Raw genomic sequence first — 13400 nt, forward strand, 5'->3', positions numbered from 1 at the left:
TGCTGCCGGTGCCTCGGCGCATGCGCCTGCGCACGCCGCGCATGCCCACGCGCACGCACCGGTCGCCGCCGCGCCGATGATCAACAACCCGCTGCTGTCGACCGAAAAGCTGATCATCGTCGGCGCCTCGACGGGCGGCACCGAAGCGATCCGCGAAGTGCTGCAGCCGCTGCCGCCCGACGCGCCCGCGGTGCTGATCGCGCAGCATATGCCGCCCGGTTTCACGAAGTCGTTCGCGCAGCGCCTGAACGGCCTGTGCCGCATTACCGTGAAGGAAGCGGAGCACGGCGAACGCGTGCTGCCCGGCCATGCCTACATCGCGCCGGGTCACGCTCACCTGTTGCTCGCGCGTAGCGGCGCGAACTACATCGCCCATTTGTCCGACGACCCGCCGGTGAACCGGCATCGTCCGTCGGTGGACGTGCTGTTCCGCTCGGCGGCGCAGCACGCGGGCAAGAACGCCATCGGCGTGATTCTGACGGGCATGGGCCGCGACGGTGCGGCTGGCCTGCTGGAAATGCGCAAGGCCGGTGCGTTTACGCTCGCGCAGGACGAAGCAAGCTGCATCGTGTTCGGCATGCCGCGCGAAGCGATTGCGCTCGGCGCCGCCGACGAGATCGCCTCGCTGTCGGACATGAGCCGCCGCGTGATGACGCGTCTGGCTTCGATGGGCGACCGCGTCCAGCGCGTCTGACGGAGCTGGCGCGCGCATTGCTCGTCAAGGCGCTGGCAGTCAATATTTCGAGAGATCGCACGATTCTGTAAGGACTGTGCGATCGATCACGATTAATTTATCTGGATAGGCATGGCGCTTGTCTGGATAATTGCCCGGGTTTTAGCCTGGAGAATGGAACCGAGATGGATAAGGGAATGAAGATTCTGGTGGTGGACGATTTTCCGACGATGCGCCGGATTGTCCGCAACCTGCTCAAGGAACTGGGCTACTCGAACGTCGACGAAGCCGAAGACGGCGCTGCGGGCCTCGCACGCCTGCGCGGCGGCAACTACGACTTCGTGATTTCGGACTGGAACATGCCGAACCTCGACGGCCTCGCGATGCTCAAGGAAATTCGCGCCGACGCCACGCTCACGCACCTGCCGGTGCTGATGGTGACCGCCGAGTCGAAGAAGGAAAACATCATCGCCGCCGCTCAGGCGGGCGCGAGCGGCTACGTCGTGAAGCCTTTCACGGCGGCCACGCTCGACGAGAAGCTCAACAAGATTCTCGAAAAGATGGCGAAGACCGGGAGCTGACGTGAACGAGCCCATTGATGCGTCCGCGGCGTTGCCCGCCGGGCAGCATGACGACGCCGATTCGGGCGAGTTCGCGACGGACCGTATCCTCGCGCGCATCGGCCAGTTGACGCGCACGCTGCGCGATTCGATGCGCGAGCTGGGTCTGGACAAGCACGTCGAGCGCGCCGCCGAAGCGGTGCCCGACGCGCGCGACCGCCTGCGCTACGTCGCCGACATGACGGAGCAGGCCGCCGTGCGCGTGCTGACCGCCATCGAACTCGCCAAGCCGATGCAGGAAAAGCTCGAAGCCGACGCCAAGGTGCTGTCGGCGCGCTGGGAGACCTGGTACGACGCACCGATCGGGCGCGAGGAAGTGCGCTCGCTGATGGACGACACGCGCCAGTTCCTCGACGTGGTGCCGCAAACCACCGCGGCGACGAACCAGCATCTGCTCGAAATCATGCTCGCGCAGGATTTCCAGGATCTGACCGGCCAGGTGATCAAGAAGATCATGGACGTGGTCTATCTGATCGAGCAGCAATTGCTGACCGTGCTGGTCGAGAACATCGCACCGGAGCGGCGCGAACAGTTCGCGGCCACGGCGGCAGCGCTCGCGGAAGTCCACGCGAGCACGGGCAGCCCCGAAGGTCTGCTCAACGGGCCGCAGATCAACCCGGAAGGCAAGGCCGACGTGGTGCAGGATCAGGCACAGGTCGACGACCTGCTGGCCAGCCTCGGTTTCTGAGGCGGCGGGAACGGCCGGGCGGGCTGTCTGGCGTTGCGCGATGCGCGGCGCCCGGCGACCTTCCTGGCGACCCGCGCGGGGTGCCGGTTTGGGCCCGACGGCGTGCTGTCGCATGTCATGCGGGACAGGCATACTAGTGGGCGTTCGCTCACTGCTGCAGGGCACACGCAATCGCGCGTGCAGCTGCTGCGGCGCAACGAAGCGAAGCCAGCCGTTCCCCGTCGAGCCGACGTCCGCTTTCTGCTGTCGCCCAAGGCGTTACGAGCCGTGCGGTGGAGCGCGCCACCGAGAGAGGGAGGGCCGCCTTGAATCCGCACGTTTCGACCTTTGGGTCTGCTGCTGGGTCTGCCGTTTTTTCCAGCTCAGCTTTTAGCTCAGTTTCCCCCGCAGTATCTTCCGCATCCTGCAGCGCCGTTTCACCTGGCGCGATGGACTGCGCGTCGGTTGTCTCCACTTCGTTTTTCCGTCGTAGCGCGCCTGTGATGTCGCGCGGCGCCGCCATGCGTCTCGCTGCAGCGTTGTTATGCGCGATGGGTATGCTGGGCGTCGTGCAGCCGGCCAGCGCTGCGCTCGGCGGCGCGCCCATGACCACGCCGTCCGGCGCCAGCGTCAATACCACCTCCGGGAGCGCCGCGTCGACAGTCGCGCGTCAGGCGGCCCAGAGCACCAGTTCCAGCACGTCCTCGACCAGCAGCACCAGCAGCGCCACCTACACGGTGCGCGAGACCACGCTCGTCAACGGCACCGCCGTGCGCGAATACCTCAGCTCGGCGGGCACGGTGTTCGCCGTGGCGTGGAGCGGGCCGCAGATGCCTGATCTATCCGCGCTGCTCGGCACGTATTTCCCGCAGTACGTGGCGGGCGTGCAGGCCAGCCGGGCCAACGGCGTGCGCGGTCCCGGCGCGGTCGAGAGCAGCGCGCTCGTGGTGCATTCGGGCGGCCATATGGGCGCGTTCTCGGGGCAGGCGTGGTTGCCCTCGGCGCTGCCGTCGGGCTTCAGTACGTCCGACATCCAATAACGAACGGGAGGCGACGCGTGTTCAACTACGGAATTCTCAACGCCTTCACTCGCCAGCCGCGCGAGTCCCGTCAATCTGCCCGCGCTGTCGCGCTGGGCGCCCTTTTCGCGCTCGCCACCGTTCTGGCGGCCTGCGGCGGCGGTGGCGGCTCCTCGGGGTCGAGCAGCGCCAGCAGCGCGAGCGGCGATACATCCGGGCTGCCCGCCGGCCCGACCCAGCAGCCGATCGCCGCCACCTCCGCGAATACCGTCGCCGTCACGGTCAACAGCGGCGTCACCAACACGATGCCGAATATCCCCACCGTCAGCGTGACGGTGTGCGCGGCGGGCAGCAGCACCTGTCAGACCGTCGACAATATTCAGGTAGATACCGGCTCGTACGGCCTGCGCGTGCTGAATTCGGCGTTCACCAGCACGATGCGCAGCGCGCTTTCCACGATCGCGACCAGCAGCGGCACGCTGGCCGAATGCACGGCGTTCGCGGACGGCTACACCTGGGGCACCGTGCGTAGCGCCGACGTCAAGATCGGCGGCGAGACGGCCAGCGCCATCCCGATCCAGGTGATCGGCGACCTGGCGACCTCTTCGGTGCCGACCATCTGCTCGAACATCGGCGCCGCGCAGAACACGACCTCGGCGCTGGGCGCGAACGGTATCCTGGGCATTGGCGTCGCGCCCTGGGATTGCGGCTCGACCTGCGTGACGGCCACCTCGAGCAACTACTTCGCCTGTCCGAACGGCACCAGTTGCACCCAGACGGGCGTGGCGCTCACGCAGCAGGTGGCCAACCCGGTGGCGCACTTCACCACCGACAACAACGGCGTGATCCTGCAGATGCCGCCCGTTTCCAACAACGGCCAGGCTTCGGCCACGGGCACGCTGGTGTTCGGCATCGGCACGCAGTCGAACAACACCATGGCGGCCTCGCAGCGCTTCACCACGACCGCCTGGGGCGACCTGACGACGACCTTCAACAGCCGCTCGCTGACCGCCTTCCTCGACTCGGGTTCGAACGGCATTTTCTTCGCCGATAGCGCCATCACGCAATGCGGCGGCAGTCTGGGCGCGTTCTACTGCCCGTCCACGGCGCTCACCTTCACCACCACGCTGGTCGACCAGAACAAGGACTCCGGCACGATCAGCTTCAACGTGGTGAATGCGTCGGCGCTGCTCGGCAACAGCAGCTATTTCGCGTTCAACGACCTCGCGGGGCAGTTCGGTTCCAATTCGAGCCTCGATCTCGGCCTGCCGTTCTTCTACGGCCGCTACGTCTATTACGGCATCGACAAGACCGCGACCGGCGGCACACAGACGCCTTACGTGGCGTTCTGATCGCATCCGGGCAGACCCGCGCGCCCGCCGCCGCATCGCGGGCGGCGGGCCGCTTTCCCCGCACTGTTCGATCCCCGATTCCCGCCCGCCGGCGCCGCACGCGCGCCCATCCGGTGAAATACCCGGGTTTCCCTGCCTTACTCCGCCGATCGTCGCTTGCCCCGCAAGGCAATAATCGCTCTCACTGAAAAAGGGCGTGCGCCGTCACCACCAGGGTGGCGGGCAGCGTGCGCCGCCGACCGGAGCATCTGTGGCAGAGGACAGCGACCTCGAAAAAACCGAATCAGCCACTCCCAAGCGCCTTGAGAAGGCGCGCGAGGAGGGGCAGATTGCGCGTTCGCGGGAGCTTTCCACGTTCGCCTTGCTGTCGGCGGGTTGCTTCGGCACATGGCTGCTGTCGGACACCATCGGCCTGCATCTGCAGGCGATGCTGCGCGGCGCGCTGACCTTCAATCACGCGGGCGCGTTCGAGACCAAACGCATGCTGATTGGCGCCGGCACGGCCGCCCGCGAAGGCCTGCTCGCCGTGCTGCCGGTGCTGGCGCTGACCGGCGCGGCCGCGCTGCTCGCGCCGATGGCGCTGGGCGGCTGGCTGTTTTCATCGAAATCGATCGGCGTGAAGTTCGATCGCCTGAACCCGATGACGGGCCTCGGCCGTATCTTCTCGATGAACGGGCCGGTCCAGCTCGGCATGTCGACGGTGAAGACGATCGTGGTGGGCGCGATCGGCGGCTCGGCGCTCTGGAACCATCGCGAAGAGATTCTGGGTCTGGGCATGCAGCCCGCGCCGCGCGCGTTCGCCGATGCCTTCCATCTGATCGTGGTGTGCTGCGGCATGACGGTGGGCGGCATGTTCCTGCTGGCCGCCATCGACGTGCCGTATCAGCTCTGGTCGTATCACCGCAAGCTGCGCATGACCAAGGAAGAAGTGAAGCGCGAGCACCGCGAAAGCGAAGGCGATCCGCACGTGAAGGGCCGGATTCGCCAGCAGCAGCGTGCGATGGCGCGCCGCCGCATGATGACGCAGGTGCCCAAGGCCGACGTGGTCGTGACCAACCCGACGCACTTCGCCGTGGCCCTGCAGTACACCGACGGCGACATGCGCGCACCGAAGGTGGTCGCCAAGGGCGTGAACCTGGTGGCCGCGCGCATCCGCGAAATCGCCACCGAGAACAACGTGCCGCTGCTCGAAGCGCCGCCGCTCGCGCGGGCGCTGTATCACAACGTCGACCTGAATCGCGAAATTCCCGGCCAGCTTTACGGCGCGGTCGCGCAGGTGCTGGCGTGGGTCTATCAGCTCAAGCGTTTTCGCGAACATGGCGGCGATGTGCCGATGGCGCCGACCGATCTCGACGTGCCGCCCGAATTCGACAAGGGCGGCGTGAGCGACGAAGACGCCGCCGAAGAAGCCGACGACACGCTGTCACCCGAGGCGGGCGCAGCAAGCAACGCCGCGAAAGCCGCACCGAATCAAGCATCAAGCACCGCAGGTCGCGCCGATACCGCGCGCGACGGCAATGAAGGAGCAACGTAATGAACGCCCGCACCGGTTTCCTCGCGCGGCGCCCAGAAGTGCTGCAAAGCACGAATCTGCGCGCACTCGCCGGGCCGATCCTGATCTGCATGATCCTCGGCATGATGATCCTGCCGTTGCCGCCGTTCCTGCTGGATCTGCTGTTCACCTTCAACATCGCGCTTTCGGTGATGGTGCTGCTCGTCAGCATGTACACCATGAAGCCGCTCGACTTCGCGGCGTTCCCGAGCGTGCTGCTGTTCTCCACGCTGCTGCGCCTGTCGCTGAACGTGGCGTCCACGCGTATCGTGCTGCTCGAAGGCCACACCGGCCCCGACGCTGCGGGCAAGGTGATCGAATCGTTCGGCCACTTCCTCGTGGGCGGCAACTTCGCCGTGGGTATCGTGGTGTTCGTGATCCTGATGGTCATCAACTTCATGGTGATCACCAAGGGCGCGGGGCGTATCGCGGAAGTGTCCGCGCGCTTCACGCTCGACGCGATGCCCGGCAAGCAGATGGCGATCGACGCCGACCTCAACGCGGGCCTCATCAACGAAGAAGCCGCCCGCAAGCGCCGCACGGAAATCGCCCAGGAAGCCGAGTTCTACGGTTCGATGGACGGTGCCAGCAAGTTCGTGCGCGGCGATGCGATCGCCGGTCTGCTGATCATGGCGATCAACATCATCGGCGGGCTGATCGTGGGCGTGGTGCAGCACGGCATGGCCTTTGGCGCGGCGGGCGAGACCTACACGCTGCTGACCATCGGTGACGGCCTGGTTGCGCAGATTCCTTCGCTGGTGATCTCGACGGCGGCCGGTGTGATCGTGTCGCGCGTGGCGACCAACGAAGACATCGGCACGCAGCTGACGGGCCAGTTGTTCACCAACCCGCGCGTGCTGATGATCACGGGTTCGATCATCCTCATGATGGGGCTGATTCCGGGCATGCCGCACTTCGCGTTTCTGCTGCTGGGCGGCGGGGCGATCCAGCTTGGCCGCGTCATGAAGAAGAGCGCCGAGGCGAAGAAGGCGAGCGCCGTGCTGGCGGACGTCCTGCCGGCCGCGGCCGCGCCGGTCGAGAACACCGAAGCGAGCTGGGACGACGTGGCGCTGATCGACACGCTCGGCCTCGAAGTGGGCTACCGCATCATCCCGCTGGTCGACAAGAACACCGACGGCGAACTGCTCAAGCGCATCAAGAGCATCCGCAAGAAGTTCGCGCAGGAAATCGGCTTCCTGCCGCCGGTGATTCATATCCGCGACAACCTCGAACTGCGCCCCAACGCTTACCGCATCACGCTCAAGGGCGTGGAAGTGGGCACGGGCGAGGCGTATCCGGGCCAGTGGCTCGCCATCAATCCGGGTCAGGTGAGCGCGGCGCTGCCGGGCACGCCGACCACCGATCCCGCGTTCGGCCTGCCGGCCATCTGGATCGATTCGAACATGCGCGAACAGGCGCAGGTGTTCGGCTACACCGTGGTCGATTCGAGCACGGTGGTGGCGACGCACCTGAATCACCTCGTCGTCACGCACGCCGCCGAACTGCTGGGCCGCCGCGAAGTGCAGGCGCTGCTCGAGCGCGTGCAGAAAGACACGCCGTCGCTGGTCGACGATCTGGTGCCGAAGATCATGCAGGTCACGACGCTGCAGAAGGTGCTGCAGAACCTGCTGGAAGAAGGCGTGCCGATCCGCGATATGCGCACGATCATGGAATCGCTCGCCGAACATGCGCCGCGCATGGCGGACGCGCACGATCTCACGGCGGCGGTGCGCATTTCGCTGGGCCGCGCGATCACGCAGCAGTGGTTCCCGGGCAGCGGCGATATGCAGGTGATGGGGCTGGACGCGAATCTGGAGCGCGTGCTGTCGCAGACGCTGACGTCCGGGGCGAATCCGGGCCTGGAGCCGGGTCTCGCGCACACGCTGCTCACGCAGACGGAAATGGCGATGGGCCGTCAGCAGGTGCTGGGTCTGGCGCCCGTGCTGCTGGTGCAACACGCGCTGCGCCCGATGCTCTCGCGCTTCCTGCGCCGCAGCCTGCCGCAGCTCAAGGTGCTGTCGTATGCCGAAGTGCCCGATACGCGCAATGTGAAGGTGGTGAATGTGGTGGGGGTGGGTTAATCCACCGGCACTGGAAGCTCAGAGACACAACGCCCGCGCATAGCCGCGGGCGTTTTGTTTTCCGGCCCGGAGATCGTCGAGTTCGACGCGCCCGCTTCCCCCTCGCCATCTCATTGGCCGAATTACCCGCATTTCCCCGTCCTGATCCACCGATCGTGAAGGGCTCACCTTCGAAATAATTCCAACATCGGAAAAGGGTTCGCGCAGTGCGTGAGCCGCAGTGATCCAGACGCAATTCATCGGCATACGACAGGCGGCGCAGGCCGCTTACCTCATCAGGGGCATAGCTTGAACATTCGCAAATTCATCGGTGGCACCAGCCGCGACGCTCTGCGCCTCGTGCGCGAAGCGCTGGGTGCGGACGCCGTCGTGCTGTCGAACCGCGCACTCGACGACGGTACGGTCGAGATCGTTGCGCTCGCGGACAGCGACCTCGCGGCGATCACGCCGGCGGATGCAGCGAAGCTCGGCAGCTCGCAACTGCAGGCGCTGGCGCCGCGCACGCAGCGCCCGGCCCTGCCTTCGATGAGCAACCCCGCCGCAGGCGCGGCGTCGAACGCTCCGGCAGCGCCTGCCAGCTTCGGCAATCCCTACGCGAGCGGCGGCATGCCCGATGTGTTTTCGTCGGTGTTCGGCGCGAGCCCGGAAGTGGGCGCGGAAGAAGGCGCGCTGAGCGCCGACGCGCAGAACGACCACGACGATGCCGATCACGCCGACGATATCGCCGTCTCGCTCGCCCAGACCACGCCGCCGAAGCCCGCGAAGCCGATCGCCGAAGCCATGGAAGCCGCCCTGGGCAGCGCCTCCGCGCAGCCGTTCGCGGCCTCGCGCGCCGCGGCTGGCCAGGCCGCGCAGCAATCGACCATGCCGCCGACCGCGCAGACGATGGCCGGCCATGCCGCCTCGCCGTTCGGCACGTTCCCCTCGAACGGCGCGAACCGTCCCGCTTCGAACCAGGCCGCCGCGCGCGAAGCCGCCGCCATGCTCGAACAGGCCGTCGCGAATCCGTTCGGCGAACCCGCGAGCGCACCGCGCACGATGGCCGAAACGAATCCCTGGCTGCTCGACCACGCGCGCCGTATCGCGAGTCAACAGAATCAGCCGGATAACGGCCGCCTGCCTGGCATGTCGCCGTCCGCGGCGATGGCCAAGGGCCTCGGCATGACCGCCGACCCCGTGCATCCCGCCGATGTCGAAGCGAGCCAGCCGCAGTGGGCGCTCGAAGCCGCTCACGCCGCCGCCCGCCGCGCCGCGCGCAGCATCGGCCAGGGCCCCGAAGCCGCCGGTCCCGCACCGGGCCCGCAAGCCGCCGCGGCCGCCGCTGCCGCTGCATCGAACACGGCGCAGACGGTCAGCGAAGCGATCCGCTCGCGCATCGAGCAGGTGGTCAACGAGACCGTGATGAACGAACTCGCGTCGATGCGCGGCATGATGGAAGAACAGTTCGCCGGTCTGCTGTGGGGCGAGCGCCAACGCCGCAGCCCGGTGCAGGGCGCGCTGACCAAGCAGCTTTTCGCGGCCGGTTTCTCGGCGCAGCTCGTCAAGATGATGATCGAGCGTCTGCCGGCGGTCGAAACCGAAGAAGCCGGCATGGAGTGGCTGCAGTCGGTGCTCGAATCGAATCTGCCGGTGCTCGAAGACGAAGAAGCGCTGATGGAGCGCGGCGGTGTATTCGCGCTGATGGGCCCGACCGGCGTGGGCAAGACCACGACCACGGCGAAGCTCGCGGCGCGCTGCGTGATGCGCTTCGGCGCGAGCAAGGTCGCGCTGCTGACGACCGACAGCTACCGTATCGGCGGTCACGAGCAACTGCGTATTTTCGGCAAGATCCTCGGCGTGTCGGTGCATGCGGTGCGCGACGGCGCGGATCTGCAACTCGCGCTCACCGAACTCAAGAACAAGCACATCGTCCTGATCGACACGATCGGCATGAGCCAGCGCGACCGCGCCGTGGCCGACCAGATCGCCATGCTGTGCGGCACGGGCCGCCCGGTGCAGCGTCTGTTGCTGCTCTCGGCGACCAATCACGGCGACACGCTCAACGAAGTCGTGCAGGCCTACCAGAGCGGCCCGGACGAATCGCCGCTGACCGGCTGCATTCTCACCAAGCTCGACGAGGCGACCAACCTCGGCAGCACGCTCGACACGGTCCTGCGCTACAAGCTGCCGGTGCACTACGTCTCGACGGGCCAGAAGGTGCCCGAGAACCTGTATGTGGCCACGCGCCGCTTCCTGATTCGCAGCGCCTTCTGCGTGCCGCGCGACCGCTCGCCGTTCGTGCCGCACGAAGACGACATCCCCGCGCTGCTGTCCGCGCTGTCGAACCGTTCGAATTCGCAAGCCCCCGAGGTCCGGTTTGGATAAGTTTGTAATCGATCAGGCAGAAGGTCTGCGGCGCCTGCTGGCGCGCGAAGGCTCGCGCGTGATCGCGGTGACGGGTGGTCCCGGCGCGCCGGGACGCACGACCGCCGTGATCAACCTCGCGGCCGCGCTCACGGCGCATGGCAAGGACGTGCTCATCATCGACGAGTGCCTTGGGCCGCGTTCGGTGAGCGGGCTGCTCGGCGGCGTGCGCGGCGCGGGCAACTTCGCGGCGGTGATGCGCGGCGAGATGCCGCTCGACGAAGCCGTGGGGCGTCATGCGCTCGGCTTCGGCGTGCTGGCCGCCTCGCGCGAACACCGCGCGCAGTACAGCAGCGCGCAATTGAACAAGGTGCTGACCGGTCCGGCCGATTTCGTCCTGATCGACGCCCAGCTCGACGCCGAAGGCGCGCTTTCGCCGCTCGCGATGCATGCGCACGATCTGCTGATCGTGATGCGCGTGTCCGCGCAGGCGATCACCGACGCCTACGCCTGCATGAAACGGCTGCACTTCGCGCATGCGATCGGCCAGTTCCGCGTGCTGGCGAACCACGTCGAGCATGCCCACGACGCGCAGGCCGCGCTCGAGAACCTCGCGGGAGTGGCCAGCCGCTACCTCACCGTGTCGCTCGAAAGCGCGGGCTGCGTGGCCGCCGATCCGCACATGCCGCGCGCCGTGCAACTGTCGCGCTGCATCGTCGATGCGTTTCCGTCGACGGCGGCCGCGCGCGACTTCCGTCACGTGGCCGCCGAACTGCCGCACTGGCCGATGCGCCCGGCGCTGTCGGCGCGCTCGACGGGTGCCGCGCGCTCGCCGAGTTTCGCCGAAGCCGTGGCGGCGGATAACCGCGCGGCGGCCGCTTCGGCAGACGCCTCGAACGGCGGCGCGACCAGCCCGACGGTGGCCACTGCGCCGGCCGGCGTGGCGGCGGCTGCGGTCTCGGCACTGGCTTCATCCGCGGAATCGTTTGTTTCGACCGTCACTGGCGTTCCATCCGCGCCTGCGTCGGCCCATGCAGGATGGCGGGCGGACCCGCCCGTGCCGCGCCCGACGCCCCAACACGCCTGACGTGGGGCTTCGAGAGCGCAGCAAGGGAAACAGGCTACTTATTTGCATGGGATCGCAGCGGGCGCATCAGCGTCGGCTGCGGTCGAGAGGAGAGCACGATGTATAACGCTCAAGGAAAGATTTCGCAGGCCGATGTGCTGGCGAAATACGCGCCGCTTGTGCGGCGCCTGGGTCTGCAACTCGTGGCGAAGATGCCCGCGAGCGTGGATCTGGATGACTTGATCCAGGCCGGCATGATCGGCCTGATGGACGCCGCGAACCGGTACAAGGAAGACCAGGGCGCGCAGTTCGAAACCTACGCAAGCCAGCGGATTCGCGGCGCGATGCTCGACGAGCTGCGCAGCAACGACTGGCTGCCGCGCAGCCTGCGCCGCACCTCGCGCGAAGTCGAAAGCGCGGTGCACAAGGTCGAACAGCGCCTCGGTCGCGCGGCCAGCGAAACCGAGATCGCCGATCATCTGGAAATGCCGCTCGACGAGTATCAGTCGATGCTGCAGGACCTGCATGGCAGCCAGCTGATCTACTACGAAGATTTCGACCGTTCCGCCGAGGACGAGCCGTTCCTCGACCGTTATTGCGTCGATCATTCGGACCCGCTCTCGGCGCTGCTGGACGACAGCCTGCGCGGCGCGCTGGTCGAAGCGATCGATCGCCTGCCCGAACGCGAGAAGCTGCTGATGTCGCTCTACTACGAGCGCGGCATGAACCTGCGCGAAATCGGCGCGGTGATGGAAGTCAGCGAATCGCGCGTGTGCCAGTTGCACAGCCAGGCCGTGGCGCGTCTGCGTGCGCGCCTGCGCGAAATGGCGTGGGCCGGGACGGAAAACTGAACAAAAACGGCGCGGCTACGGCGGCGCCGACGGGGAGGGGAAGCCGGAGCGTGCGAGCGCTTCGGCTTTTTTATTGGTGATGCGGTGATGACGGGGAGCGGGAAAGGGAATTCTGCTGCCCAAAAACAAAAAGCCGAAGCACTCACGCTCCGGCTTTCCCGTCTCGCGCGGTGTTCAACCGCGCGGCAAACCTCAAGACCCGTTACAGCCCGAACTGCGGCAAACGCCCATCCGGTCCATACAGCATCGACGTTGCGCTATTCGTTTCGCCGCGCAGGATCGCCAGCGCGCGGCGGTTATGTTCCATGCGCGTGCGGATCATCATGCCGATGGTCAGGTTCTGGCGGCGTGCGCGCTCGGTCGAAACCTTGAGCAGTTCCCACGTGCCAGCCAGCCGCGTATCGCTGCCGCAGGCCATTTCGATACCCTTGCGTCCGCCCGGCAGGCCGAGGCCGGCGAGCTGCGCGTCGCGTACCTTCTCGAGGCCCGCCATGCGCTGCGTGAGCGTCGTCTTCTGCTCGACGATCTGCGGCAACGCGTCGATGCCTTCGGCCGACGTGAGCGCCTTCTCCTCGAAGGCGAGCAGCGAGGCGAACGCTTCCACTGCGGCGTGTTCGTCGATCAATGTAGCGAGAAGAGCGTCTTTCATCGGGTACCACCATTAAAGCAGGTTGTGCGGGACGGCCCGCAGCGTCGCTGCCTGGCCGCTTAATTGCCCGAAGCGGGCTTCACCAGGCCGCGCGCCGTCTCCAGAATGCCATCGGCGATCTTGCCGGTGTCGATCTGCAGCGTGCCGTTCTTGATGGCGTCCTTGATCGACTGGACATGCGCCGTGTCGATGTCGGCTGAGCCACTCGCTGGGAGCGATCGCAGCGAGGAAGAAAGCGAGGAAAGGCTCACGTTGGCGTCTCCGCTAGTGCTCGCGGCGCTCGCGGTAGCGGCGCCGGACGCCGTGCCACCGGTCGTCGCGGTGCTTGCGGTTTCGCCTTGCTGCGTACGCGCGAGGCCATCCTGCAGCGGGAGCGCGTCATTGCGGGTGGAGGTGTCGATTTTCACGATGGGGCTTCCTGATCCGTATGGCCTTGATAACGGCAAGGAACCGCGCGAACTTTAGCGCGAATCTCCAGCCGTTACACGATGTTACGTGTGCTTTCACACATAGCCATCCTGAGCGTT

The 13400-nt window shown here is 66.8% G+C and carries 11 protein-coding genes and 1 pseudogene; 10 read left to right on the forward strand and 2 right to left on the reverse strand.

Annotated elements, in window-relative coordinates:
• From G3N59_RS32970 to G3N59_RS33015, 10 genes and pseudogenes are all read left to right on the forward strand, one after another.
• Window positions 1-694 (forward strand): chemotaxis protein CheB (locus G3N59_RS32970; RefSeq protein WP_277397962.1); only part of this gene is annotated, 694 nt, incomplete at its 5' end.
• A 164-nt stretch (window positions 695-858) separates the two neighbouring features.
• Window positions 859-1254 (forward strand): chemotaxis response regulator CheY, encoded by a 396-nt coding sequence (gene cheY, locus G3N59_RS32975; RefSeq protein ID WP_205987025.1) that lies wholly within the window; start codon window positions 859-861, stop codon window positions 1252-1254.
• 1 nt (window position 1255) lies between these two features.
• Window positions 1256-1981 carry a protein phosphatase CheZ gene (cheZ, locus tag G3N59_RS32980; protein ID WP_205987026.1) on the forward strand — a complete coding sequence of 242 codons (726 nt, stop codon included), beginning with the start codon at window positions 1256-1258 and terminating at the stop codon, window positions 1979-1981.
• Window positions 1982-2481: 500 nt separating this feature from the next.
• Complete coding sequence (locus G3N59_RS32985; protein ID WP_241024664.1) at window positions 2482-3000, forward strand: DUF2844 domain-containing protein; 519 nt, start codon at window positions 2482-2484, stop codon at window positions 2998-3000.
• Window positions 3001-3092: 92 nt separating this feature from the next.
• On the forward strand, window positions 3093-4331 hold the full coding sequence (locus tag G3N59_RS32990; RefSeq protein WP_205987073.1) for a DUF3443 domain-containing protein: 1239 nt from the start codon (window positions 3093-3095) through the stop codon (window positions 4329-4331).
• Window positions 4332-4581: 250 nt separating this feature from the next.
• Entirely contained in the window at window positions 4582-5865 is a 1284-nt protein-coding gene (gene flhB, locus G3N59_RS32995; RefSeq protein ID WP_205987028.1) for a flagellar biosynthesis protein FlhB, read from the forward strand.
• Window positions 5865-7964 (forward strand): flagellar biosynthesis protein FlhA, encoded by a 2100-nt coding sequence (gene flhA / locus G3N59_RS33000; protein WP_205987029.1) that lies wholly within the window; start codon window positions 5865-5867, stop codon window positions 7962-7964. The genes flhB and flhA overlap by 1 nt, the downstream gene beginning before the upstream one ends.
• A 288-nt stretch (window positions 7965-8252) precedes the next feature.
• Complete coding sequence (flhF, locus tag G3N59_RS33005) at window positions 8253-10328, forward strand: flagellar biosynthesis protein FlhF (RefSeq protein ID WP_205987030.1); 2076 nt, start codon at window positions 8253-8255, stop codon at window positions 10326-10328.
• Window positions 10321-11103: pseudogene (locus G3N59_RS33010) on the forward strand (MinD/ParA family protein); the annotation flags it as partial. The gene flhF and the pseudogene G3N59_RS33010, both read left to right, overlap by 8 nt.
• Before the next feature lie 389 nt (window positions 11104-11492).
• Window positions 11493-12224 (forward strand): RNA polymerase sigma factor FliA, encoded by a 732-nt coding sequence (locus tag G3N59_RS33015; protein ID WP_205987031.1) that lies wholly within the window; start codon window positions 11493-11495, stop codon window positions 12222-12224.
• Between the two features lie 202 nt (window positions 12225-12426).
• Here the strand turns inward: G3N59_RS33015 and G3N59_RS33020 are convergent, their stop codons facing one another.
• The gene (locus G3N59_RS33020) at window positions 12427-12873 is read right to left on the reverse strand and encodes a flagellar protein FlgN (protein WP_205987032.1); all 447 of its coding nucleotides are present in this window, start codon (window positions 12871-12873) and stop codon (window positions 12427-12429) included.
• Between the two features lie 59 nt (window positions 12874-12932).
• Window positions 12933-13280, reverse strand: coding sequence for a flagellar biosynthesis anti-sigma factor FlgM (flgM, locus tag G3N59_RS33025; RefSeq protein ID WP_205987033.1), 348 nt, complete (start codon window positions 13278-13280; stop codon window positions 12933-12935).
• Window positions 13281-13400 lie beyond the last annotated feature (120 nt).

Origin of the sequence: Paraburkholderia sp. Ac-20340 (assembly GCF_017104965.1) — a bacterium.
GTDB lineage: Bacteria > Pseudomonadota > Gammaproteobacteria > Burkholderiales > Burkholderiaceae > Paraburkholderia.

Excerpts from the sequence above, each read along its gene's own strand:
- cheY (WP_205987025.1), top strand. The coding sequence starts at position 859 with ATGGATAAGGGAATGAAGATTCTGGTGGTGGACGATTTTCCGACGATG.
- G3N59_RS32985 (WP_241024664.1), top strand. The coding sequence starts at position 2,482 with ATGCGTCTCGCTGCAGCGTTGTTATGCGCGATGGGTATGCTGGGCGTC.
- flhA (WP_205987029.1), top strand. The coding sequence starts at position 5,865 with ATGAACGCCCGCACCGGTTTCCTCGCGCGGCGCCCAGAAGTGCTGCAA.
- G3N59_RS33015 (WP_205987031.1), top strand. The coding sequence starts at position 11,493 with ATGTATAACGCTCAAGGAAAGATTTCGCAGGCCGATGTGCTGGCGAAA.
- G3N59_RS33020 (WP_205987032.1), bottom strand. The coding sequence starts at position 12,873 with ATGAAAGACGCTCTTCTCGCTACATTGATCGACGAACACGCCGCAGTG.